Source organism: Nocardia crassostreae (assembly GCF_001613405.1).
Classification (GTDB): Bacteria; Actinomycetota; Actinomycetes; order Mycobacteriales; family Mycobacteriaceae; genus Nocardia; species Nocardia crassostreae.
Map to the genome: position 1 here is coordinate 142,148 of NZ_BDCH01000039.1, position 22,491 is coordinate 164,638.

At 67.7% G+C, this 22,491-nt stretch carries 20 protein-coding genes and 1 pseudogene; 18 read left to right on the top strand and 3 right to left on the bottom strand.

Annotated features, from left to right (window positions below):
• Positions 1–238 precede the first annotated feature (238 nt).
• From ftsZ to NC4_RS34725, 10 genes are all read left to right on the top strand, one after another.
• Entirely contained in the window at positions 239–1,498 is a 1,260-nt protein-coding gene (gene ftsZ, locus NC4_RS34680) for a cell division protein FtsZ (protein ID WP_067547387.1), read from the top strand.
• A gap of 138 nt (positions 1,499–1,636) precedes the next feature.
• Positions 1,637–2,377: a peptidoglycan editing factor PgeF gene (gene pgeF, locus NC4_RS34685; RefSeq protein WP_067547396.1), complete on the top strand. Its 741-nt coding sequence runs from the start codon at positions 1,637–1,639 to the stop codon at positions 2,375–2,377.
• Positions 2,378–2,481: 104 nt separating this feature from the next.
• Complete coding sequence (locus tag NC4_RS34690; RefSeq protein ID WP_245722127.1) at positions 2,482–3,207, top strand: YggS family pyridoxal phosphate-dependent enzyme; 726 nt, start codon at positions 2,482–2,484, stop codon at positions 3,205–3,207.
• A 77-nt stretch (positions 3,208–3,284) separates the two neighbouring features.
• Positions 3,285–4,064 carry a cell division protein SepF gene (locus NC4_RS34695; protein ID WP_067547399.1) on the top strand — a complete coding sequence of 260 codons (780 nt, stop codon included), beginning with the start codon at positions 3,285–3,287 and terminating at the stop codon, positions 4,062–4,064.
• 308 nt (positions 4,065–4,372) lie between these two features.
• The gene (locus NC4_RS34700; protein ID WP_067547402.1) at positions 4,373–4,663 is read left to right on the top strand and encodes a YggT family protein; all 291 of its coding nucleotides are present in this window, start codon (positions 4,373–4,375) and stop codon (positions 4,661–4,663) included.
• A gap of 83 nt (positions 4,664–4,746) precedes the next feature.
• Positions 4,747–5,613, top strand: a complete 867-nt coding sequence (gene wag31, locus NC4_RS34705; RefSeq protein ID WP_067547405.1) for a DivIVA-like cell division protein Wag31 — start codon at positions 4,747–4,749, stop codon at positions 5,611–5,613.
• A 106-nt stretch (positions 5,614–5,719) separates the two neighbouring features.
• Positions 5,720–5,923: a hypothetical protein gene (locus tag NC4_RS34710; RefSeq protein WP_067547504.1), complete on the top strand. Its 204-nt coding sequence runs from the start codon at positions 5,720–5,722 to the stop codon at positions 5,921–5,923.
• Positions 5,924–6,188: 265 nt separating this feature from the next.
• On the top strand, positions 6,189–9,347 hold the full coding sequence (gene ileS / locus NC4_RS34715; RefSeq protein ID WP_067547408.1) for an isoleucine--tRNA ligase: 3,159 nt from the start codon (positions 6,189–6,191) through the stop codon (positions 9,345–9,347).
• Positions 9,348–9,685: 338 nt separating this feature from the next.
• Positions 9,686–10,963: an MFS transporter gene (locus NC4_RS34720; protein ID WP_067547507.1), complete on the top strand. Its 1,278-nt coding sequence runs from the start codon at positions 9,686–9,688 to the stop codon at positions 10,961–10,963.
• 139 nt (positions 10,964–11,102) lie between these two features.
• Complete coding sequence (locus NC4_RS34725; protein WP_245722128.1) at positions 11,103–11,651, top strand: C40 family peptidase; 549 nt, start codon at positions 11,103–11,105, stop codon at positions 11,649–11,651.
• A 6-nt stretch (positions 11,652–11,657) separates the two neighbouring features.
• On the opposite strand, the pseudogene NC4_RS34730 reads toward NC4_RS34725, so the two are convergent.
• A pseudogene (locus NC4_RS34730) lies at positions 11,658–12,071 on the bottom strand (organic hydroperoxide resistance protein).
• Between the two features lie 99 nt (positions 12,072–12,170).
• On the opposite strand from NC4_RS34730, the gene NC4_RS34735 reads away from it, so the two are divergent.
• On the top strand, positions 12,171–12,719 hold the full coding sequence (locus tag NC4_RS34735; RefSeq protein WP_067547410.1) for a TetR/AcrR family transcriptional regulator: 549 nt from the start codon (positions 12,171–12,173) through the stop codon (positions 12,717–12,719).
• Here the strand turns inward: NC4_RS34735 and NC4_RS34740 are convergent.
• Positions 12,716–13,768, bottom strand: a complete 1,053-nt coding sequence (locus tag NC4_RS34740) for a YhgE/Pip domain-containing protein (RefSeq protein WP_067547411.1) — start codon at positions 13,766–13,768, stop codon at positions 12,716–12,718. The two genes, NC4_RS34735 and NC4_RS34740, sit on opposite strands and share 4 nt — an antisense overlap.
• 56 nt (positions 13,769–13,824) lie before the next feature.
• Between NC4_RS34740 and NC4_RS34745 the strand changes: the two genes are divergently transcribed.
• Positions 13,825–14,268: a MarR family winged helix-turn-helix transcriptional regulator gene (locus NC4_RS34745; protein WP_067547414.1), complete on the top strand. Its 444-nt coding sequence runs from the start codon at positions 13,825–13,827 to the stop codon at positions 14,266–14,268.
• Positions 14,269–14,388: 120 nt separating this feature from the next.
• Positions 14,389–15,369, top strand: a complete 981-nt coding sequence (locus NC4_RS34750; protein WP_067547416.1) for an SMP-30/gluconolactonase/LRE family protein — start codon at positions 14,389–14,391, stop codon at positions 15,367–15,369.
• A gap of 20 nt (positions 15,370–15,389) precedes the next feature.
• Here the strand turns inward: NC4_RS34750 and NC4_RS34755 are convergent, their stop codons facing one another.
• A complete protein-coding gene (locus tag NC4_RS34755) occupies positions 15,390–16,265 on the bottom strand; it encodes a UTP--glucose-1-phosphate uridylyltransferase (RefSeq protein WP_084530063.1) in 876 nt (291 codons plus the stop codon).
• Between the two features lie 238 nt (positions 16,266–16,503).
• On the opposite strand from NC4_RS34755, the gene NC4_RS34760 reads away from it, so the two are divergent.
• The 5 genes from NC4_RS34760 (at position 16,504) to NC4_RS40760 (ending at position 21,983) form a co-directional block, all read left to right on the top strand.
• Complete coding sequence (locus NC4_RS34760) at positions 16,504–17,826, top strand: DNA polymerase IV (RefSeq protein ID WP_245722132.1); 1,323 nt, start codon at positions 16,504–16,506, stop codon at positions 17,824–17,826.
• Between the two features lie 340 nt (positions 17,827–18,166).
• On the top strand, positions 18,167–18,664 hold the full coding sequence (locus NC4_RS34765; protein WP_067547424.1) for a WKL family lipoprotein: 498 nt from the start codon (positions 18,167–18,169) through the stop codon (positions 18,662–18,664).
• 210 nt (positions 18,665–18,874) lie between these two features.
• On the top strand, positions 18,875–19,192 hold the full coding sequence (locus tag NC4_RS34770; RefSeq protein ID WP_157555400.1) for a WXG100 family type VII secretion target: 318 nt from the start codon (positions 18,875–18,877) through the stop codon (positions 19,190–19,192).
• Positions 19,193–19,197: 5 nt separating this feature from the next.
• Entirely contained in the window at positions 19,198–21,327 is a 2,130-nt protein-coding gene (locus tag NC4_RS34775; protein ID WP_067547430.1) for a WXG100-like domain-containing protein, read from the top strand.
• 170 nt (positions 21,328–21,497) lie between these two features.
• Positions 21,498–21,983 carry a hypothetical protein gene (locus NC4_RS40760; protein ID WP_157555401.1) on the top strand — a complete coding sequence of 162 codons (486 nt, stop codon included), beginning with the start codon at positions 21,498–21,500 and terminating at the stop codon, positions 21,981–21,983.
• Positions 21,984–22,491: the final 508 nt, after the last annotated feature.

The window sequence follows — 22,491 nt, forward strand, 5'->3', positions numbered from 1 at the left end:
CCGTCCACGATACGATGCCAGGTGGGGTCGGACGAGGTGAATCACGCAAGATTCTGACACTCGTTTCGGCGCGCCTGCGCCCGTAACGCGGTGGTGGCTAATACCGTTCCGCACCAGTCGGATACTTGACATAACGCTAAACCTATGGTTGAGGCTTTATCGGACCGAGACTAAAGATTCGGCGTCATCGGGTATTCGAAGACGACAGCTGTTTCAGATCGAAGGAAGGCGAACGCCCATGACGCCCCCGCACAACTACCTTGCTGTGATCAGGGTCGTCGGTATCGGCGGCGGCGGCGTGAACGCCGTCAACCGAATGATCGAACAGGGACTCAAGGGAGTCGAGTTCATCGCGGTCAACACCGACGCGCAGGCGCTGCTGATGTCGGATGCCGACGTCAAGCTCGATGTCGGCCGTGAACTCACCCGCGGGCTGGGTGCGGGCGCCGATCCGGAGGTGGGCCGCAAGGCCGCCGAGGATCACAAGGACGAGATCGAAGAGGTGCTCAAGGGCGCCGATATGGTCTTCGTGACCGCCGGTGAGGGCGGTGGCACCGGCACCGGCGGCGCGCCCGTGGTGGCCAGCATCGCCCGCAAGCTCGGGGCACTCACCATCGGTGTTGTGACGCGGCCGTTCTCGTTCGAGGGCAAGCGCCGCAGCAACCAGGCCGAGGCGGGCATCCAGGCCCTGCGCGAGTCCTGCGACACGCTGATCGTCATTCCCAACGACCGCCTGCTCCAGCTCGGCGATGCCGCGGTGAGCCTCATGGACGCCTTCCGCTCCGCCGACGAGGTGCTCCTCAACGGTGTGCAGGGCATAACCGATCTGATCACCATCCCGGGCCTGATCAATGTCGACTTCGCCGACGTCAAGTCCGTCATGTCCGGTGCGGGCAGCGCGCTCATGGGCATCGGCTCGGCCCGCGGTGAGGGCCGGTCGGTGAAAGCCGCCGAGGCGGCGATCAATTCGCCGCTGCTGGAAGCGTCCATGGACGGCGCCCACGGCGTACTGCTCTCGATCGCGGGCGGGTCGGATCTCGGCTTGTTCGAGATCAACGAGGCGGCCTCGCTGGTCCAGGAAGCCGCTCATATCGAGGCCAACATCATCTTCGGTACGGTCATCGACGATTCCCTCGGCGACGAGGTGCGGGTCACGGTGATCGCCGCGGGTTTTGACGGGGGCACTCCCGCGCGTCGCATCGAGCCCACGGTCGGTCGTACCGGCAGTTCGTTCGGGACGGTGCGCGCGAGTGCCGGAGAAGTCAGCAGCCGCGCCGAATTCAGCACCGCCCGCACCCCGGACCCGGTCCAGTCGCGACCCGAACCGGCCGCGCCTGTCGGTCAGACGCCGCCGTCTTCGACGCGCGGGCCTGCGCCGTCTTATGAATCGCCGCGTCCTGCGGTGGATCCCACGGTTGCGCACAACTCTCGGAACCACATTCAGCCGCCGGACGCGGATGATGACGATGTGGATGTGCCGTCGTTCATGCGGCGGTAAGCGCACCCGCCGCCCCGCCGATTCGACGCGCCCGCCACCGAGCGGGCGCGTTCGTGTTTCCGGGGTGTTGCTGATGCCACAGTGGTGGGGGTTGTGGGCGTGGGGGATTGCCGGGGGGTGGCTACTACCCTCGGGGGCATGACTTCTGCGGCACCGGTTTATCGGACTCGGCGGGTAGTGACGACGCGGGCGGGTGGGTTTTCGGCTGCGCCCTATGACTCGTTCAATCTTGGGGATCATGTGGGGGATGATCCGGAGGCGGTGCGGCGCAATCGGGTTCGGCTCGCGGAGAGTATCGGGCTGCCGTCGGAGCGGTTGGTCTGGATGGAGCAGATTCACGGGCGGAATGTGGAGATCGTGGTCGGGCTGCAGGTGGAGGCGGTGCCTGCCACGGATGCGCTGGTGACGACGGAGCGGGATCTGGCGCTGGTGGTGCTCACCGCCGACTGTGTGCCCGTCCTGCTCTCGGACGATGAGGCGGGGGTGATCGCGGCGGTGCATGCGGGGCGGATCGGGGCGCGGATCGGGATTGTGCCGCGGGTGCTCGAGGCCATGGTGTCCGTCGGTGCGAAGCCGGAGCGGATCGGCGCGTTCCTGGGACCGGCGGCCAGTGGTCGCCAGTACGAGGTGCCCGCCGCCATGCGCGCGGATGTCGAGGCTCATCTGCCGGGCAGTGCGACCACCACGGCCAAGGGGACGCCGGGGCTGGATCTGCGGGCCGGGATCCGGCGGCAGCTGGAGGCGGCGGGGGTGGGGGCGGTCGCGGTGGACCCGCGGTGCACCATCGAGGACAAGACCCTGTTCAGTCACCGACGCGGCGCGCCGACGGGCAGACTCGCCGGTGTGATTTGGATGTCATCCGAGGGGACCGCAGAATGACCGAGATCCACGACGCCACAACCGGTTCCGGACCGGGCGCGCCGCCGCGGGCCGATGCGGGCGACGAGGCGCGCATCACTGGATCCCCGGAGCGGGTGGCACAGTTGTCCACGGCGCTCACCGCCCTGCGCGACCGCATCGACGCAGCCTGCGCGGCCGCGGGCCGCGATCGCGCCGCCGTGCGGCTGCTGCCGGTGACCAAGTTCCATCCGGCCTCGGATATCGAGATCCTCTATGGACTCGGACTGCGCGAGTTCGGCGAATCGCGTGAGCAGGAGGCTTCCGAGAAGGTGGCGCAACTGCGCCATCTGGCGCATGTGCGCTGGGAATTCATCGGGCGGCTGCAGCGTAATAAGGCGAAAAGCGTTGCACGCTGGGCGGATACGGTCTATTCGGTCGATTCGGACCGGTTGGCCGCGGCCCTGGACGCCGGGGCCGCGGCCGCCCTCGAGGCGGGGCAGCGCACCGCTCCCTTGCGGGTGCTGCTGCAAGTCAGTCTCGATGCCGATCCGGCTCGCGGCGGCGTCCAGGAGGCCGAGTTGCTCGCGCTGGCCGAGCGCGTTGCGCAGGGTGCATCGTTGCAGCTCGCGGGGCTGATGGCGATTCCGCCGCTGGATGTCGAACCGGACGTCGCCTTCGCCCGTCTGGCCCGGCTGCACGCCGCCCTGCTGACCGAACATCCCCAGGCCACGGAGCTGTCGGCGGGCATGTCAAACGATTTGGAGGCCGCGATCCGGCATGGATCGACGTGCGTGCGTGTCGGTACCGCTTTGATGGGCGCTCGACCGATAACCTCGGCGCAGCAAAGAAACCTCATCAGTCACATTTGAAACATATGCTTGGTGGCAGACGAGGACTGAGCAGGACAACACCCCAGGCCAACCGGGGCCGAAGGAAGGTCGACTAGATGAGCACGCTGCACAAGTTCAAGGCGTACTTCGGGATGGTTCCGCTTGAGGATTACGAAGACGATTACGTCGACGACCGCGGACCCCGAAGCGGCGCCGAGGAACGCGGTGCTGCGCGTCGTTCGTCCCGGTCCTACGCCGAGCGTGAATACGACCGGTACGCCGACGATCGCTACGACGACGAGCCCGCCTATTCCGAGCCGCCGCCGTACAAGGCCCCGTACAAGCCGGGGTACAGCGTGTCGCGCCGGGACGACTACGCCGACGAGTACGCGGACGATCGCTACGACTCTCCGCGCCGCCCCACCCGTATCGACAACGCGCCCTCCAGCCGCACCCGCAGCATGGGCGGCAGCGCGCCCGCCATGCGCGGCGCCACGCGGGGCGCGCTCGCGGTGGACACCGACGCTGAGCGTCGCATGGAAGAGCTGCGGATGGAGGAGCGCCGGGTGGAACCGCCCGCGCCCCGCCGTTCCCAGATCTTCGAGGACGGAGGGCCCTTGTCCAAGATCACCACGCTGCGTCCGCGCACCTACGCCGAGGCCGCCATCATCGGTGAGCGTTTCCGCGACGGCACCCCGGTGATCATGGATCTGGTGGAGATGAGCAACTCCGACGCCCGTCGTCTCGTGGACTTCGCCGCGGGTCTGGCCTTCGCCCTGCGCGGTTCGTTCGACAAGGTCGCGACCAAGGTCTTCCTACTGTCGCCCGCCGATGTCGACGTCTCCGCCGAGGAGCGCCGCCGGATCGCCGAAAACGGCTTCTACAACCAGAAGTAACAGCACCACCACGACCGGCGGGCAGGCCGGAAGTGAAGGGCTGCGCAAACATCTGACAGCCGTCAACGGGGGTAGTGGCGCGTTTGTGACGCCCAATCGGATGGCCCGGCCCGGAATCGGGCCGGTTGCACCGACAGCGCGCGAACAACGAGCCGAGTAATTAGTCTCAGATGCCGGGATCGTCCGGACTCACAGTCGTAGCGCCCGTATGCCTTTGACTACGGCCGATACCCTCGGAACCGTACTGTGAGCTGTGACAATCCGCGTTTCATTTTGCAAGGCAGTGTTTCTGAGGCAGAGTTGACGCCGTGGCCCTGTTCCAGGTGTTGAACCTACTGCTGTTCCTCTTCTGGCTGCTGTTGATCAGCCGAGTCATCGTCGAGTTCATTCGCAGCTTCGCGCGCGACTGGCGGCCGACCGGCTTCGTCGTGGTGATCCTGGAGATCGTCTTCACGATCACCGACCCTCCGGTGAAACTGCTGAGGCGTTTGATACCGCCAGTGAATCTTGGGGGAATTCGGCTCGATCTGTCGATTATGGTCCTGCTTTTCGTTGTGTTCTTCCTGATGTCCATCACGGGCAGCCAGGGTGCCGCGTAGCTGAGATGTGACAGAATGGCCGGAAAGAAAGCTAGCCCAGATCTACCGCTAGATCTCCATACGAAGCGTGAAGGGATCGTTCCATGCCGCTGACCCCCGCCGATGTGCACAACGTCGCGTTCAGCAAACCACCGATCGGGAAGCGCGGCTACAACGAGGATGAAGTCGACGCCTTCCTCGACCTGGTCGAGCAGGAGCTCTCACGCCTCATCGAGGAGAATGCGGATCTTCGCCAGCGTGTTGCCGAGCTGGACGCGGAACTGGCTGACGCCAAGAAGAATCGGGGCCCGGTCAATGCGGTGAAGCAGCCGCCCGCGCCCGAGCCCGTGAAGGCCGCCGTGGCCCCGCCGCCGCCCGCGCCCGAGCCCGTGAAGGCCGCCGTGGCCCCGCCGCCGCCCCCGATGCCCGCGCCCGCACCGGTCCCGGTCAAGGCCGAGGCCCCCAGCGCGGATGCGAATCTGCAGGCCGCCAAGGTGCTCTCGCTGGCCCAGGAGATGGCCGACCGCCTCACCTCCGATGCCAAGACCGAGGCCGAGCAGCTGCTCGCCAATGCGAGAGCGAACTCCGAGCGACTGGTCGGCGATGCCCGCACCCGCTCCGACGCCATGATCGCCGACGCCCGCCAGAAGGCCGAGGCCATGCTGTCGGACGCGCAGACCCGCAGCGACTCCCAGCTGCGCCAGGCCAAGGAGAAGGCCGACGCCCTGCAGGCCGACGCCGAGCGCAAGCACACCGAGATCATGGCCACCATCACCCAGCAGCGCAGCGTGCTGGAGAGCCGTATCGAGCAGCTCAAGACCTTCGAGCGCGAGTACCGCGTGCGCCTGAAGTCCTACCTGGAGTCGCAGCTCGAGGAGCTGGAGAACCGCGGCTCCGCGGTCCCGGTCGACGGCGGCGAGTTCGGTGAGGGCGACTCGGGCAACGGCGCACTCCTCAAGGGCGGCAAGTAAAGTCGTATCTACGGCCATTGGTGCCGCGTTGTGAACCCCACCGGGGGCCAGCGCGGCGCCGCCACCGTCCGGCCGACCCACGACACCGCACGAGGGGGTGGTCCTCATGCTCGTTGTCACACTGGTCCTCGCGGCCATCGGTTTCGGACTGCTGGTCACTGCTTTGACCACCGGATCGGTGATCTGGGCGTGGGGGTGCATTCTCGTCTGCGTCATCGGCGCGGTCCTGCTGCTGGTGAGCGCCTTGTCAATGCGCGACAACGACGAGGACTCGCAGACCCATCCGGGCGGGCGACACGCGAAGCACTAGCACCGCGGGGGCGGGAATATCCGCTGGACTCCCCCCGCTAGACTGAAAACAGTTTTTCGGCGTTGATCCGGCCATCACCGGGGAGTCTTCGGAAGAACGGCGGGGCAGCCCCGCTCACTAGAACCGAACGGGTGAGCCCGTCACAGCTCACAACGAGAGGCTCGATCGTCCGTATCGAGCAAGCGGGGTGGTACCGCGGTACCGGCGCACCAGCGCCGATATCGTCCCCGTGCCCACGACACCGGCACGAGGAGACTGACGCCGCATGGCGACCCCGACCCCCAACGCCTATCCGCGCGCCGACCTCGGCGCCTCCGGCGGGCAGGTGAACTTCCCCGAGCTCGAACAGCGTGTGCTCGCGTACTGGGCCGCCGACGACACCTTCCGTGTCAGCATCGAGAACCGTTCCGATGCAGAGGAATTCGTCTTCTACGACGGCCCGCCGTTCGCCAATGGTTTGCCACATTACGGTCATCTGTTGACCGGATATGTCAAGGATTTGATCCCACGATTTCAGACGATGCGCGGCAAGAAGGTCGAACGACGATTCGGCTGGGACTGCCACGGTTTGCCCGCGGAAATCGAAGCGGAGAAGCAGCTCGGTATCACGGACAAATCACAGATCGATGCCATGGGGCTGGCGGAATTCAACGCCGCGTGTAAATCCTCGGTACTCCGGTACACCGGTGAGTGGCGCGACTATGTGACGCGTCAGGCGCGCTGGGTCGACTTCGACAACGACTACAAAACCCTCGATCTCGACTTCATGGAGTCGGTCATGTGGGCGTTCAAGTCGCTGTACGACAAGGGGCTGATCTATCAGGGCTTCCGAGTCCTGCCTTACAGCTGGTACGAGCAGACCCCGCTGTCGAATCAGGAGACGCGCCTCGACGACGCGTACAAGATGCGCCAGGATCCCGCGGTCACCGTGGACATGGTGCTGTCGGTTCCGGCCGAGCATCCGCTGGCCGCCCTCGACGGCGCCAATGCCGTCATCTGGACCACCACGCCGTGGACGCTGCCGTCCAACCTGGCGATCGCCGTGCATCCCGATGTCACCTACGTGCACGTCAAGGGCAAGGACGGCAAGCGCTACCTGCTTGCCGCCGAACGGGTCTCGCACTACGCCCGCGAGCTGGGCGAGGAGGCCGACGGCTTCGAGGTGCTGCACGAGTACGCGGGCGCGGCCCTGGCCGATCTGCGCTACCGGCCGCCGTTCGACTTCTTCGTCGGCCACCCGAACGCGCACCGCGTGCTCACCGCCGACTATGTGACCACCGAATCCGGCACCGGCATCGTGCATCTCGCGCCCGCCTTCGGTGAGGAGGACATGGATGTGGCGTCGGCCAACGGCATCGAGCTGGTGCAGCCGCTCGACGCGGGCGGCAAGTTCACCTCCATGGTGCCGCCGTACGAGGGCCTCATGGTCTTCGACGCCAACCCGGTCATCATCAAGGACCTCAAGGCCGCCGGAAAGCTGTTGCGGCACGAGACCATCGAGCACTCCTACCCGCACAGCTGGCGCTCCGGCCAGCCGCTGATCTACATGGCGGTGCCGTCCTGGTTCGTGGCGGTCACCAAGTTCCGCGACCGCATGGTGGAGCTCAATCGGGAGATCACCTGGGTGCCCGAGCACATCCGCGACGGCCAGTTCGGCAAGTGGCTCGAAGGCGCGCGCGACTGGAACATCAGCCGCAACCGGTACTGGGGATCGCCCATCCCGGTGTGGGTTTCCGCCGATCCGGCATACCCGCGCGTGGACGTGTACGGCTCGCTCGACGAGCTGGAGCGCGACTTCGGCGTGCGGCCCGACGATCTGCACCGGCCCATGATCGACGATCTGGTGCGCCCGAATCCCGATGACCCGACCGGGAAGTCGATGATGCGGCGCACGCCCGAGGTGCTGGACTGCTGGTTCGAGTCCGGTTCCATGCCGTTCGCGCAGGTGCGCTACCCGTTCGAGAACAAGGACTGGTTCGACGGCACGGCCGAGCATCCGGGACGCAATCCGGGCGACTTCATCGTGGAGTACAACGGGCAGACCCGCGGCTGGTTCTACACCCTGCACGTGCTGGCGACCGCGCTGTTCGATCGCCCGGCGTTCAAGACCGTTGCGGCGCACGGCATCGTGCTGGGCGACGACGGGCTGAAGATGTCCAAGTCCAAGGGCAACTACCCGGATGTCAACGAGGTCTTCGACCGCGACGGCTCCGATGCCATGCGCTGGTTCCTCATGGCCTCGCCCATCCTGCGCGGCGGCAACCTCATCGTCACCGAGCGCGGTATCCGCGAGGGCGTCAGCCATGCGCTGCGGCCGCTGTGGAATGCCTGGACCTTCCTGCAGCTCTACGCCTCGAAGCCGGGCTCCTGGCGCACCGACTCGACGCATGTGCTGGACCGGTACATCCTGGCCAAGCTGGCGCAGACGCGCGATGTCATCACCGCCGCCCTGGAGGTCAACGACATCGCGGGCGCCTGCGACGAGCTGCGCGCCTTCGCCGACGCGCTCACCAACTGGTATGTGCGCCGGTCGCGCTCGCGCTTCTGGGAGGAGGACCGCGACGCCATCGACACCCTGCACACCGTGCTCGAGGTGACGACCCGGCTCGCGGCGCCGCTGCTGCCGCTGATCAGCGAGGTGATATGGCGCGGTCTCACCGGAGAGCGGTCGGTGCACCTGGCCGACTGGCCGAGCGATACCGAACTGCCCAAGGATCCGGAGCTGGTCTCGGCCATGGACGAGGTGCGCACGGTCTGCTCGACGGTGCTGAGCCTGCGCAAGGCGCAGAACCTGCGCGTGCGGCTGCCGCTGTCGGAGGTCACCGTGGCTGCCGACGACGCGGAACGGTTGCAGCCCTTCGTGGATCTCATCGCCGACGAGGTCAACGTCAAGAAGGTCGACCTCACCACCGATGTGGCCAGCCACGGCCGCTTCGAACTGGTGGTGAACGCCCGCGCCGCCGGTCCGCGCCTGGGCAAGGAGGTGCAGACGGTCATCAAGGCGGTCAAGGCCGGACAGTGGAGCGAGGCCGCCGACGGTACCGTCACCGCCGCCGGGATCGCCCTGCTGCCCGAGGAGTACACCCAGCGCCTGGTCGCCGCCGAACCGGAGTCCACCGCCGCGCTGCCGGGCAATACCGGTCTGGTGGTGCTGGATTCGGTGGTCACCGAGGAACTGGAGGCCGAGGGCTGGGCGCGCGATCTGATCCGCGATCTCCAGGAGACCCGCAAGTCCCTGGGCCTGGACGTCTCCGACCGCATCACCGTGGTCCTGGAGGTCCCCGCCGAACGGGCGGGCTGGGCGGATACCCGCCGCGATCTGATCGCCGGTGAAATCCTCGCCACCAGCCTCACTTTCGGCGAGGCGGGCGCGAATGCCGCCGAGATCGTGGGCGGTGTAAAGGCATCCGTCACCAAGGCGTGAGGCCGCATTCCGGCGGGCGCCGGAAGGTCTGAAGGGGCGAGACCGTATTCGGTCTCGCCCCTTTCGCGTCGCCGCGCTGTTGCACGAGTTTGCCTGACTCGTTTGAGACTGTGCGGCGCACGTCACATTTATCTTGACACCCCTGGTAGAGCGCGCTGTTTCGGGGTTGCCCGGCAATCACTCGGGTTTGCTGGCGACGAGAGCGGGTAGCCGAGTGGTTTGTGTGCGCCGTGCGCCCCACGGCAAGCACCGATATCCGCTAGCAGGGCAGAGGAGCGCTCGTGACGAGCAGCGACCCGAAATCCGCACAACAGAGGCGCTCGGTGGCCGCCGCCGCCATGGGCAATGCGACCGAATGGTTCGACTACGGCGTCTACGCCGCCACGGCCACCTACATCACGGCCGCGTTCTTTCCCGGCGAGCTGGGCACCCTGGGCACCATGCTCGGCTTCGCGGTGTCGTTCGTACTGCGGCCGCTGGGCGGCATGGTGTGGGGGCCGCTGGGCGACCGCATCGGGCGCGAGCCGGTGCTGGCCATCACCATCCTGCTCATGGCCGCCGCCACCGGCGCCATCGGCCTGCTGCCCAGCCACGCCACGGCGGGTGTGTTCGCGCCCATTCTGCTGATCGCGTTGCGGGTGGTGCAGGGCTTCTCCACCGGCGGTGAATACGGCGGGGCGGCAACGTATCTCGCGGAGAGCTGCAATGACAAGCGGCGCGGCTTCCTGGGCAGCTTCCTGGAATTCGGCACGCTGGGCGGTTTCGTCGGCGGTTCGGCGGTGGTGCTGGCCTGCCAGCTCGTCCTGGGCAAGGACGCCATGTACGAATGGGGCTGGCGGATTCCGTTCCTGCTGGCCGTGCCACTCGGGCTGATCGGGTGGTATCTGCGCAACCGGCTGGAGGAATCGCCGGTGTTCACCGAGGTGCAGGAGCAGAAAACTCAGCCGCGCACCGGGTTGCGCGTGCTGGTCACCGAGTACCGGCGCGAGCTACTCACCCTGGCCGGGCTGGTGGTGGCGCTCAATATCGTCAACTACACGCTGCTGACCTATCAGCCGACGTATCTGCAGAACACCATCGGCATCGACGAATCCACCACGACCACCATGATGCTCATCGGCCAGATCGTCATGATGCTGGCGCTGCCGTTCTTCGGCAGGCTCTCCGACAGCACCGGGCGGCGGCCGCTGTGGTTCGCCTCCCTGGTGGGCCTGGCGGTGCTGGCCATCCCGATGTACGTGCTAATGGGCCGGGGAACCGTCTGGGCGGTCGTCGGATTCGTGGTGCTGGGCCTGCTCTACATCCCGCAGCTGGCGACCATTACCGCCACCTTTCCGGCTATCTTCCCGACACATGTCCGGTACGCGGGTTTCGCCTTGGGCTACAACGTGTCCACGGCCGTCTTCGGCGGGACCGCGCCGCTGGTGAACGAGGCCGTCATCGAGGGCACCGGCTGGACCCTGTTCCCGGCGGTGTACATGGTCGGCGGCTGCCTCGTCGGGCTCGTGGCCTTGGCATTCCTGCGGGAGACGGTCGGCGCCTCGCTGCGCGGGACCGGCGTGCCGAGCACCGGCGAGCTGCCCGTGATCGCCGGGAGCGCGGCGCGCGTGACCTAGATCGCGCGGACACGCCAGGCGGAGTCTTCTTGTGCCGAATGTCGGAATTGCGATAGAACAGCTATCATATAGATAACTTCTATCACGGCAGTTCCGGTTTGTATCTCTAGTTCCGGTCGTAGACCCGAGGGGCGAGTACATGGCACGAAGACTGCTTCAGCGCTGCGCATCGTTCGTGACGACCACCGCGGCCATGACCGTGATCGCGGCCCTGTGGGCGGGAACCGTCCAGGCCGACACCGGTTCCGGAACGGGCTCGGGCAGCGGCTCCGCCTCCGGCAGCGCGAGCGGTTCGGCCTCCGGCAGCGCCAGCGGCTCGGCGCAACTGCCCTTGGCCAGCCCGCGCGCCATGGCGGCGCTGGGCCTGGCGGCCACGCAGACCGGGAAGATGTACGAGTGGGGCGCGGAGGGCCCCGATACCTGGGACTGCTCCGGGCTGGTGCAGTGGGCCTACCGCGGTGTCGGCATCGATATGCCCCGGACCACCTGGCAGCAGGCCCGGGCCGGGCTCGAGGTCCCGTTCGGCGCGCTGCAACCGGGTGATGTGGTGATCCTCAATGGCGACGCCTCCCACGTCGGTATCTACGCGGGAGGCGGGCAGGTCCTCAATGCGCTGACCTGGGGCGTCCCGGTGGGACTCACCCCGCTGACGCAGTTCGAGATCTACGATATTCGCCGTTTCTACTGAATTCGGTTATTCCACAACCAGTTTCACGAGGATGTTGCCCCGGGTGGCCTTGGAGTACGGGCACATCTGGTGGGCGGCCTCGACCAGGGCGCGGCCCTGCTCGTTCTGCAGTTCGGCGGGCAGCTCGACGTGCAGCACGACGGAGATGGAGAAGCCGGTCTCGTCGTCCTTGTTCAGGCTGACGTCGGCGGTGACCGAGGCATCGCCGATATCGACCTTCTGATTGCGGGCCACGGCCTGCAGCGCGCCCGCGAAGCATGCCGATTAGCCGACCGCGAACAGCTGCTCCGGGTTGGTGCCGTCGCCGGTGCCGCCGTTCTCCTTGGGCTGGGCCAGCTTCAGGTCGAGGTAGCCATCGGAGCTGACCGAGCGGCCCTCGCGGCCGACCGAGGTGGCGGAAGAGGTGAAGAGTGTGGGCATTATTCCTCCTAGACAGACTTGTCTGTTCACGTCCGAATCCCAGGGTAGACAGACCTGTCTGCTATCGTCAATAGGGCGATCCGACGGGAAGGAGCGGGCATGAGCGAGGCGCGTGATCGGCTGCTGGACACCGCGACCCGGCTGTTCTTCGCCGAGGGCATCCACACCGTGGGCATCGACCGGATCATTGCCGAGGCCGGAATCGCCAAGGCCACCTTCTACCGGCACTTCAAGACCAAGGACGACCTGGTCGTCGCCTATCTGACGCGCGAATACGCCCGGCAGCGGGGCAATCTGGAGTCCGTGCGGGAGGAGGGGGTCGAGGGGATCGTCGTCATCTTCGAGACGCTCGCCGAACTCAGTCGCGGTCCGGGCTTCCGGGGGTGCCCGTTCCTGAACGCGGCGGTCGAATTCCCCAAGCCCGACCACGCCGTGCGCCGGGTGGTCGACGACTATCGCGCCTGGTTCCGCGATCTCATGGCCGAGCGATTGCGGGCCGCCGGGCACGAGGATGTCGACGAGGCCGCCCGCGCGCTGCTGCTGACGCGGGACGGGGTGACCATCAGCGGCGCGGTCGGAGACAGCGAGACCGTCCGCGCGGGTGTGCGGACGGCCTTGTCGCGGTTGAATATCCGGGCCGACGGCTAGACGCCGACCGCCTCTTCCATCTCCTCTTCGGCCGCATCCTCCGCCGCATGCCGCGGTTCGGTGGCGACCGCGGTGGATTCGGTTGCGGCCCGGCGCTTTTCGTTGAACGCAGCGGCGACGATGAGCGCCAGGCCCGCGGCCAGCCACAGGAACAGGCTCGCCAGGCGGGAACCGAAGCCCACGCCATCGAAGTAGAGCAGGCTGCGCGCGCCCTCGACGAAGCCCGCGCCGGTCCAGAAGCCGTGCAGCGCACCGAAGAAGTCGTTCTGCAGCATGGGGCTGTAGACGCCGCCGGAGGTGGTGAAGTTCAGCATGACGAACAGCACCATCATGGCCAGGGTGGTCCAGCGCTTCAGGAAGGTGTGCAGGCCGATGCCGATGGCCAGGATGCCCGCGGAGTAGAGCCAGGACATGGCCCAGATCGCGCCGAGATCGTGATCGACCACGTGGAAGACCGGGCCCGCCACGGCCAGGCCGATGAGGCTCACGATGAGCGAGGTGACCAGGCCGAACAGGGCGCGCATCCACATGGGCAGGCCGCCACCCGCCGCGCCGATGGCCGCGACGCTGCCGTAGGAGCCGATGCTCAGCGCCACGAGCAGGAAGAAGATGCCCTGCGCGGTGGGATCGCCGGGGCTGGGGGTGACGATGTCGGTGACCGTCAGCGGCACGCCCTGCTGGGCGGTGACACCGTGGAAGAGGGTTTCCACGGCCATGGCGGTGGTATCGGATTCGGCCGAGGCGATGAGCAGTTCGGGATGCTGGGCGTCGGGGACGAACGCGCCCGCGAGCTCGCGCTCGCGCAGCTGGGTGACGGCGTCCTCGCGGGTCGGCACGGTGATGACGTCGAGTGCATTGCCGCCCTTGCCCTTCAGCGTCTGCGCCAGCACCAGCACCAGGTGCTGCGGCGCGTCGCCGACCACCGCGATCGCCAGCTGGTTGGGCTCGGGCTGATGGAAGGCGCCGAGATAGGCCAGGCCCATGCCGAGGCACATGAGCAGCGGGGTCAGCAGGTGGGTGGCGACATGCCGGATCTGGTGCGAGGCCATAGGTTCACTCCGAATAGTTGGTAAATGCAACCATGCAAGGGTTGTAGTCTACAACTATGGAGACGGAGTCGGTATTCCCGGACCGCGCCGCGGCCATCGAGGCCATTCAGCGCGGGCTCACCGCCTTCGCCCGCCGGGCCCGGGGGCGGGCCACCGAACTGCATCCGGAGCTGTCGCTGGTGGCATCGAGCATTCTCGATCTCGTCATCGAGCGGGACGGGTGCCTGGCGGCGGAGCTGGCCGGTCACTATCACCTGGACAAGTCCACGGTGAGCCGCCAGGTGGCGGTGCTCGAGCAGGAGGGGTACCTGACCAAGGAGATCCATCCCGCCAATCGCCGCAATCATGTGCTGCGCGCGACCGCCGAGGGCCGCAGGGTCGCGGGGGCCGCGTCGCGCAGCCGGGCCGACGCCTTCGCCGATCGGCTCCAGGATTGGGATGATGCGGACATAGCTCGCTTCGCGGGCTATCTCATGCGCTACAACGCCGCCGACGAGTAGTTGATGTGCCATGAAACCGCTTGTTGTTCAGCGAATTTCGGTGGGGTGGGCGGCGGGTCGCGGATAGACTGACCCCCGTCTCGCTGGTCGGGGCGGGACCCCCGCTGGAAGGTTGACGCCATGTCCGATCTGTCGGACGTTCGTGCCGGAGCTGGTTGGAGAACACACGGGCGCCTCGCCGCCGGACTCGGCGCGCTGGTGCTGCTCGCGGGCGCCGCGCTGGGATGCGGCGATGGGGGAAACGAAGCCCCGGCGGCCACCACCGGGCCGGGGACGGTCACCAAGCCCGCCACCCTCGAAGGCTTCTCGACCCCGGAGAGCGTCCTGTTCGCGGGCGACCGGTGGTTCGTCTCGAATATCGGCCCGGAATCGGCGCCGGTCACCAAGGACGGCGACGGCTTCCTCACCGAACTCAACTCGGTCGGCACCGTGACCGCCCGCCGCGCCATGCCGCGCCCCGGCGATCCGCCGCTGCATGCGCCGAAAGGCATGGCCTACACCGACAATCGGGTGTTCGTGGCCGATATCGATCGGGTCGTGGGCTATGACATGGATACTCACGGGCAGGTGTTCGAGGCGGTGCTCGACGGCGGTGAGCCCTCGCTGCTCAATGATCTGGCCTTGCTGGATCCCGGCACCCTGCTGGCCAGTGACTCGCTGCGCGGGATCGTGTACCGGCTCGACCTCGAGACCAAGAAGTTCGAACCGCTCGCCACCGGGATTCCGGGCGCGAACGGGATAGCCGTCGCGACCGCGACGGTGCACGTGGCCGGGACGGGGGCCGACTTCACCGGTGGCGACCTGTGGCGGCTCGACCTCGCCCAGCAGCCGGCCGTCCCCCAGCGCATCGGGACGGTGCACGGGGTGCTGGACGGAATCGCGGTGCTGCCCAATGGAAATCTCATCGTCTCGGATTGGGCCTCCGGGGGCGAGACGCCGGGCACGGTGACGGTCTACGGGCCGGACGGCGCTCGGGTGGCACTGGTGCAATTGCCCGAGAACACCCACGGGCCAGCGGATTTCACCCTCGATGCCACGGCCGCGACCGCCTGGATTCCCGCCATGCCCGACAATCGCGTCGTCATCGTCCCGCTACCCTGAGCGCCTCCGCCGTGTCCTGATCACTCCAGGCAGAGCTGGCGCAGCAGCGGGCCGTAGTCGGGATGCGCCAGCGCGGAAGCGAATTGGGCCACCAGATAGTCGGCCGGATTGCCGGTGTCGTACCAGCGGCCATTGATCACCTGGCCGTAGACCGGGTTGTCGGCGGCGAAGATATTGATGGCATCGGTCAGGTACACCTCGCCGGTGCGGTGGGTGTACCAGGTGTCGACCTGACGGCGCAGCTCCTCGATGATGCCCGGGGTGACCACATAGCCGCCGATGGCCGCGTACGCCGAGGGGGCGTCGGCGGGCTTGGGCTTCTCCTTCAGGCCGCTGATGCGCATGAGGCCCTCGTTGACCGACTCCTCCACCACCGGCACGCCGTAGCGCTGCGATTCGGACGGATCCATGGGCAGCAGGGCCAGGACGGGTGCGCCGGTCTTCTCGTAGGCGTCGATGAGCTGCTGGGCGCGCGGCGCCTCGGCGACGAACACGTCGTCGGGCCAGAGCACCAGCATGGGCTCGTCGCCCAGATTGCGGGCGGCATTGAGGACCGGGGTGCCGTTGCCGTACGGGCCGTGCTGGTCGAGATAGGTGATGTGGCCGAGACGGCCCAGGTCGCTGACCTCCTGGACGGCGTCGGCGTAGGCGTCCTTGCCGTCGGAGCGCAGCTGCGCGACCAGGGCCGGATTGGGGCGGAAATGGTCCTCGATCAAGGATTTTCCGCCACTGACCACAATGGTGATATCGGTGATGCCGGAGGCGACCAGTTCGCGGACCGTGTGCTCGATGACCGGCTTGTCGCCGACCGGGAGCATCTCCTTGGGGGCCTTGGTCAGCGGGAGCAGACGGGAGCCGATACCGGCGGCGGGGATCACGGCCTTGCGAATCGTCATGACTCCGATCATCACACACCTGAGCGGACGTACCTGTCGGTAGTCGCGCGTAGATTCGGCGATGTGAACATTCCCACCTACTCCTCCCATGGGCGGATTGTGCCTGGTCAGCACGGATATTCGTCGTGGTGGAGCGGGCGCCGTTCAGCGGGGTGGGCAGGGGTTGGACTCGCAGTGGATCGAAAGCGGACTCCCAGCAAATACCCAGCACGGGCGGCGGTGGGTGCTGCACATCGATATGGACGCGTTCTTCGCCTCGGTCGAGCAGCTGACCAGGCCGACCTTGCGCGGGCGGCCCGTACTGGTGGGCGGTATGGGCGGACGCGGGGTGGTTGCGGGTGCGAGCTACGAGGCGCGGGTGTTCGGGGCGCGGTCGGCCATGCCCATGCATCAGGCGCGGCGGCTGGTCGGGGTGAAGGGGGTCATCGTGCCGCCGCGCGGATCGGTATACGCCGAGCTCAGCGGGCAGGTGTTCGATACGCTGCGGGCGCGGATACCGGTGCTGGAGACGCTGTCGTTCGACGAGGCGTTCGGGGAACCGGCCGAATTGGCCGGGGCCACACCGGATCGGGTGCTCGAATTCTGTGAGGAGCTGCGGGCGGCGGTGCGGGAGCGCACCGGGCTGGTGTCCTCGGTGGGGGCGGGCAGCGGTAAGCAGCTCGCCAAGATCGCCTCCGGAATGGCGAAACCCGATGGGGTGCGGGTGATCTCGCCCGCCGAGCAGCAGGGGTTCCTGGCCGCGCTGCCGGTGCGCAAGCTGTGGGGTGTGGGGCCGGTGACCGAAAGTCGTTTGCGCACATTGGGTATCGAGACGGTGGGGGCGCTGGCGGCCTTGCCGGAATCGGAGGTGGTGTCGATTCTGGGTGGCGTCATCGGGGTGAGCTTGCATCGGCTGGCCCGCGGTATCGACGATAATCCGGTGGCCGAGCGGGCCGAGGCCAAGCAGATCAGCGCCGAAACCACCTATGAGACCGATATCGTCACCCTGGCCCAGCTCCGGCCCGCCATCGATGCCATGGCGGTCGCGGCGTACCGGCGGCTCGCCGAGGACGGGCGGGCGGCGCGCACCGTCGTACTGAAACTCAAGAAGACGGATATGAGCATTGTGACCCGCTCGTCCACCCTCCCTTACGCCACCGAGGATCTGGCCACCCTCACCGCCGCCGCCCAGCGCTCCGCCCTCGATCCCGCCGAACTAGGCCCGATTCGCCTGGTAGGCGTGGGTTTTGCGGGTTTATCCGAGATTCGCCAGGAATCCCTGTTCCCCGAACTGGACCAAACCGTCCACACCGAGTCGGTCTCCGAGGAACCCACCCTGGGCCTGGCCCTCGGCCCCGATCCCGAGGTACCGCCCGCCACCCGCTCCTACACCACCCAAACCTGGTACCCGGGACTGGATGTCGAACACCCCGACTTCGGCCACGGCTGGGTGCAAGGCGCAGGCCACGGCGTCGTGACCGTGCGCTTCGAGACCCGCTCCACCGGCCCCGGCCCAGCCCGAACCTTCCCCGCCGACGATCCGGAACTACGCAAAGCCGACCCACTCCAGAGCCTGCTCTGAGCCGGGTCGACCGTTGTCCACCTGCGGGTTCCGAGCTGCGCCATGCTGCCCCGACCTGAAGGTTCCGAGCTGCGCTGCCCCGACCTGGAGGTTCCGGGGCGTGCGGCTGCGCCCGGACCGCCACCCACATGGGGTTTCAGGGGCTTGCCCCTGAGAAATCCCCTCTTCTAAGGCGCGGCTGCGCCAATTATGAGGATTCGGCCTGAAAGTGGCGCGACAGCGACCGCGGAGTCGGCTTCCTGGCAGTCTCGTTGGTAGCCTGACCCATCGTGCAGCGCCGCCGGTCGGGTGTAGCTGTCACATTGTCCAACGGACCTACTCGAACGCAAAGGACGAGCAGTTGAAGCTTCAGAAGACTGGACGAATCGCGGTCGCCACTCTGGCTGTGGCCACCGCACTCGGGCTGTCCGCGTGTGGCAGTGGTGACAAGACGGAGACCAAGCCGTCCAAGACCACCACCGCGAAGACCACCGCCAACGCCCAGTACCCGCCGGCCCCGACCGTGGCGGATCTCAATGCTGAACTGCAGAAGGCTCTGGATCCGAACGTTCCGGACTCGGAGAAGCTGGACATGATGCAGGGCGTCGCGGCCGATCCGAGCCTGCCCTCGCGGCTGGCCGAGGCCTACCAGCAGAACAATGCCGCCATCACGGTGACCGGTGTGACCGATCTGGGCAATGGCACCATTACCGCCGACGGCACGGTCTCGATCGCCGGTGGCGCGCCGAACCAGGTCGTGGTTCCGTTCGTGGCCGAAGACGGCAAGTGGAAGGTCCAGAAGGAATGGATCTGCAACACCCTGTCGCTGGCCAACCAGACCTCCCCGGCCTGCGCCTAGTACATCTCGCACGCCTGTAACGGGCCCGGTGCTCCCGCGGGGAGCGTCGGGCCCGTTGGCGTTTCGGGGGTGTAAGGAAGCCGTCAAGGTGGGAAGTCCTGTGCCGCAGGACATATCAGGTTCGCGTTAATTCGGCTGTGCGCTGCTTTCCGGCCGGGTCGGCGTCGTGTGATCGTCATGCTCTTGTCTGCTGTCAGGAGGGCGTCGGTCGTGTCGAAGGTCAGTGCAACACCCGAGCAATTGCGTTCTGCCGGAGGCAAGATGCAGGCGCTGCACGATCGGGTGAACGGCATCTTCAACAAGCTGGAAGGAGCGCTGGCGGGCCGGGGGGAGCCGTGGGGCAATGACAGCTACGGTTCCGGCTTCGCCGACGGCGAGCAGGGGTATCTGACCGCGCGCGAGAATCTGAAGGACGGATTCGGCAAGCTCGCAACGACATTCAAGTCGTACGCCGACGGTCAGAAGGACGCGGCCACCTTATTGGCCGGGATGGACAAGCGTAACGGGCAGGGCTTCGGGCGGAACTGACCGTCTTGAGCGTAGATCTTCCCGACATCCTCGGCTGGGTCGCCGGTTCCGACTGGCCCGAGGGCGACGAAGACCAGATGTGGGCGCTGGCGACCGACTGGCGCACGGCCGCAACCGAATTGCGTGATCTACTGGACGAGATCGAGGACGCCAAGGCGGCCACGGTCGACGCCTACCCCTGGGGCGAGGGCGTCGAGAAGATCGTCGAGGCACTCGACAAACTGGTCGACGGCCCGCAATCGGTGGAGGAATTCGCGCGCATCCTCGACCTGGTGGCCGATGGCGCCGACGGGCTCGGCACCGAGATCGAGTACACCAAGATCCTCATCGTCACCTCCCTGATCATGCTGGCCGCCGAGATCGCCCTGGCCTGGATCTTCCCGCCCATCGCACCCGCCGTCGAAGCCGCGGCAATCGCGGCCACCCGCATAGGCATTCGCCAACTGGCGCAGATGGGCCTGAAGCGCGCCCTCATCCACGTGGCCAAGATGGCCCCCGCCGCCCTGGCGAAGTTCCTCGCCAAACACGTCATGATCAGCACGGTCCTCGGCGTCGGTCAAGACCTCGGCATCCAGCTCTACCAAAAAGCCGCGGGCCACCGCAAAGACGTCGACTGGAAGCGCATAGGCACCACCGCCTACACCGCCGCCATCGCCGGGGCAGCCGGTGGCCCCGCAGGCGACAAACTCGGCAAACTCGCGAAGATCAACCCCGGAATGGCCCCCTGGGACAAGGCCCTCCGCGGCGCCGCCGTCGGCGCGGGCGCAGGCATGGTCGGCGCCGTCGCCTCCTACGTAGGCGGCGGCCTCTTCAACGGCATGACCATGGACCCCAGCACCTGGGACCCCCGCGTCCTCACCAGCGGCGCCGCCATGGGCGCCCTCACCGGCGGCACCAAAGGCGGCCGCACCCGAGCCCACCCCGGCCCCGGCCCCGGAATCCCCGGCTACAACGGCCCCGGCGCACCCGGTTTCGGCAGCCCCGACTGCAGCACCCCCACCCGCCCGACCACCGCCGAAACCCCGAACAACCCTGGCGCGCAGCCGAATACGGGCAGCCCCACCGGCGGTGGCGACCCCGTCGCGACCGGCCAGAATGCCCCCGGCAACCAGACCACAGCCGGCTCGCCGAACACCGGCGGCCAGCCGGGTACCAGTGGGCAGTCGAACACTGGTGGCCAATCGAGTGCTGGTGGTCAGTCCAACGCTGGTGGTCAGTCGGGTGCTGGCGGTCAGTCCAACGCTGGCGGCCAGTCCAACGCTGGCGGCCAGTCGAATACCGGTGCGCAGAACAACGTCGGCGGCCAGAACAGCACCGGCGGCCAGTCGCGAGCCGGTGACACGGCAGCCCCGGGCAATGGTCCGCAGGCCGGTGACCCCAGCACAAGCGGCAACCCCTCCTCCGGCGACACCGCTAACAATGGTGCCAACCATGGCGATTCGGGTGCGTCGCCGCGCGCGGGCGATTCGGGCGATTCGGGTGCGTCGCCGCGCGCGGGTGATTCGGGTGATCAGTCGCGCGCAGGCGCTCCCGATGGCGGCGATACCGGTGCGTCCCCGACGCGCGAGGGCGAGACCCCCAATATCTCCGCCGATTCCAAGGAGTCCGAGGCCCCGGCCCCGGCAACCACGGCGACGAAGGCTCGTCGGCCGCACCCCGAGAAACCGCTCCCGAGACCGCCGCCCCGGCGGGAACCTCTCCCAGTGAGCCCGTCGCCCCCGGGGACAAAGGCACGACCCCGCAGGAGTCGGCTCCCGGACCCGAAGGCACGCAAGAGAAACCGCAACCCGCCCCGCAGGAGTCCCTGCCCTCCGCGGATAACCCCACCCAACCCGGTGGCCTCCAGGAAAACGTGGGCAGCCCCGAGACCGCCGCCCCGGCGGGTATCGCTCCCAGTGAGCCCGTCGCCCCCGGGGACAAGAGCGCGACCCCGCAGGAGTCGGCTCCCGGACCCGAAGGCACGCAAGAGAAACCGCAACCCAGCCCGCACGAGTCCCAGCCCTCGGCGGATAACCCCATCCAACCCGGTGGCCTCCAGGAAAACGCGGGCGGCCCTGAGGCTGCCCCTGACAAGGGGGCTCAACCGGAGCCCGCCGCCGCAAACTTGGGCCAGCCTGACGCGACCCAGTCAATAGGTAGACCGGATGGTGCCCCCGCACAGCCTTCCACCACGAACCCCAATGGCATTGCGGAGCAGCCGTCTCCCGGTAATCCGAATGGTCTCGCGGAGCGGCCGAGCACCGGCAATCCGGACGGTTTGACTGAATTGCCGGGCATGACCGCTGGTGGCGAAGGCAAATCTGGTGTGGCCGAACAGAATGCGCCGGTCGCACCAAGCGGCGCTCCGGACCCGGCCGCTGGCGGGCAGCAGCCCGCCGCCGCCGGTGCCACCTCCGGCGAAGCCACCCCACGCCCGTCCCTCGCCGGGCCCGAACAGCGTTCCCCCGTCGGCGATGGCCGCCAGCATTCGTCCCCGCCCAAGGCATCCGACGGCAGCACTCCTCGCCCATCCACCCCGGAATCCCGCGCCCCCCAACCCCGCGCGGCCACCGCCGAATCCCGGCCCATCCTCTCCACCCCCGGCTCGGAACCGCTCCAGTCCGGCTCCTCCGCGAGCGACCAGTCCCACGCCGCCAACCCCGAGGGCGCAGCTACCCCGGAAACCGCGGCCAAGCCCGAGGCCACGCCAGAGGCGCCCGCGAAACCCGAAGCAGGACAGCCGAAGCCGGAAGACGAGAGCCAACCCGAGGGCGAGTCCAAGCCCGAGAGTGAGCCGAAACCAGAAGAATGAGAGTCAAAGCCGGAATCCGAACAGACTCCGGAAGGCGAGTCACAGCCCGACATCGAGCAGACGCCTGACCCCGAAGGGGAGCGGACACCCCAGGGTGAGCAGACGCCCGACCCGGACGGGCAGCAGACCCCTGAAGGCGAGCAGACCCCTGACGGGGAGCAGAGCCCCGACGGTGATGGGCAGGGACCGAATCCGGGTGGCGAGAATCCGCCTGGCCGGACCCCGGAGCCGTGGTTTCCGGGTACTACGTCGCAGATTCCATACACCCCCCGGTACACCCCTGAGGACGTGTCGCCCGCCGCACCTCCCTATGAGGCACCGGACGCGCCGGACGAGAGTGTTTGGAAGCCAAAGCCCGAACCCGCGCCGGAGCCTGAGCCGGAGCCCGAACCCGAGCCCGGGCCCGAACCGGAGCCCGAACCGGAGCCTGAGCCGGAACCGGAGCCTGAGCCCGAGCCGGAGCCGGAGCCGGAGCCGGAGCCAGAACCCGAGCCCGAGCCCGAGCCAG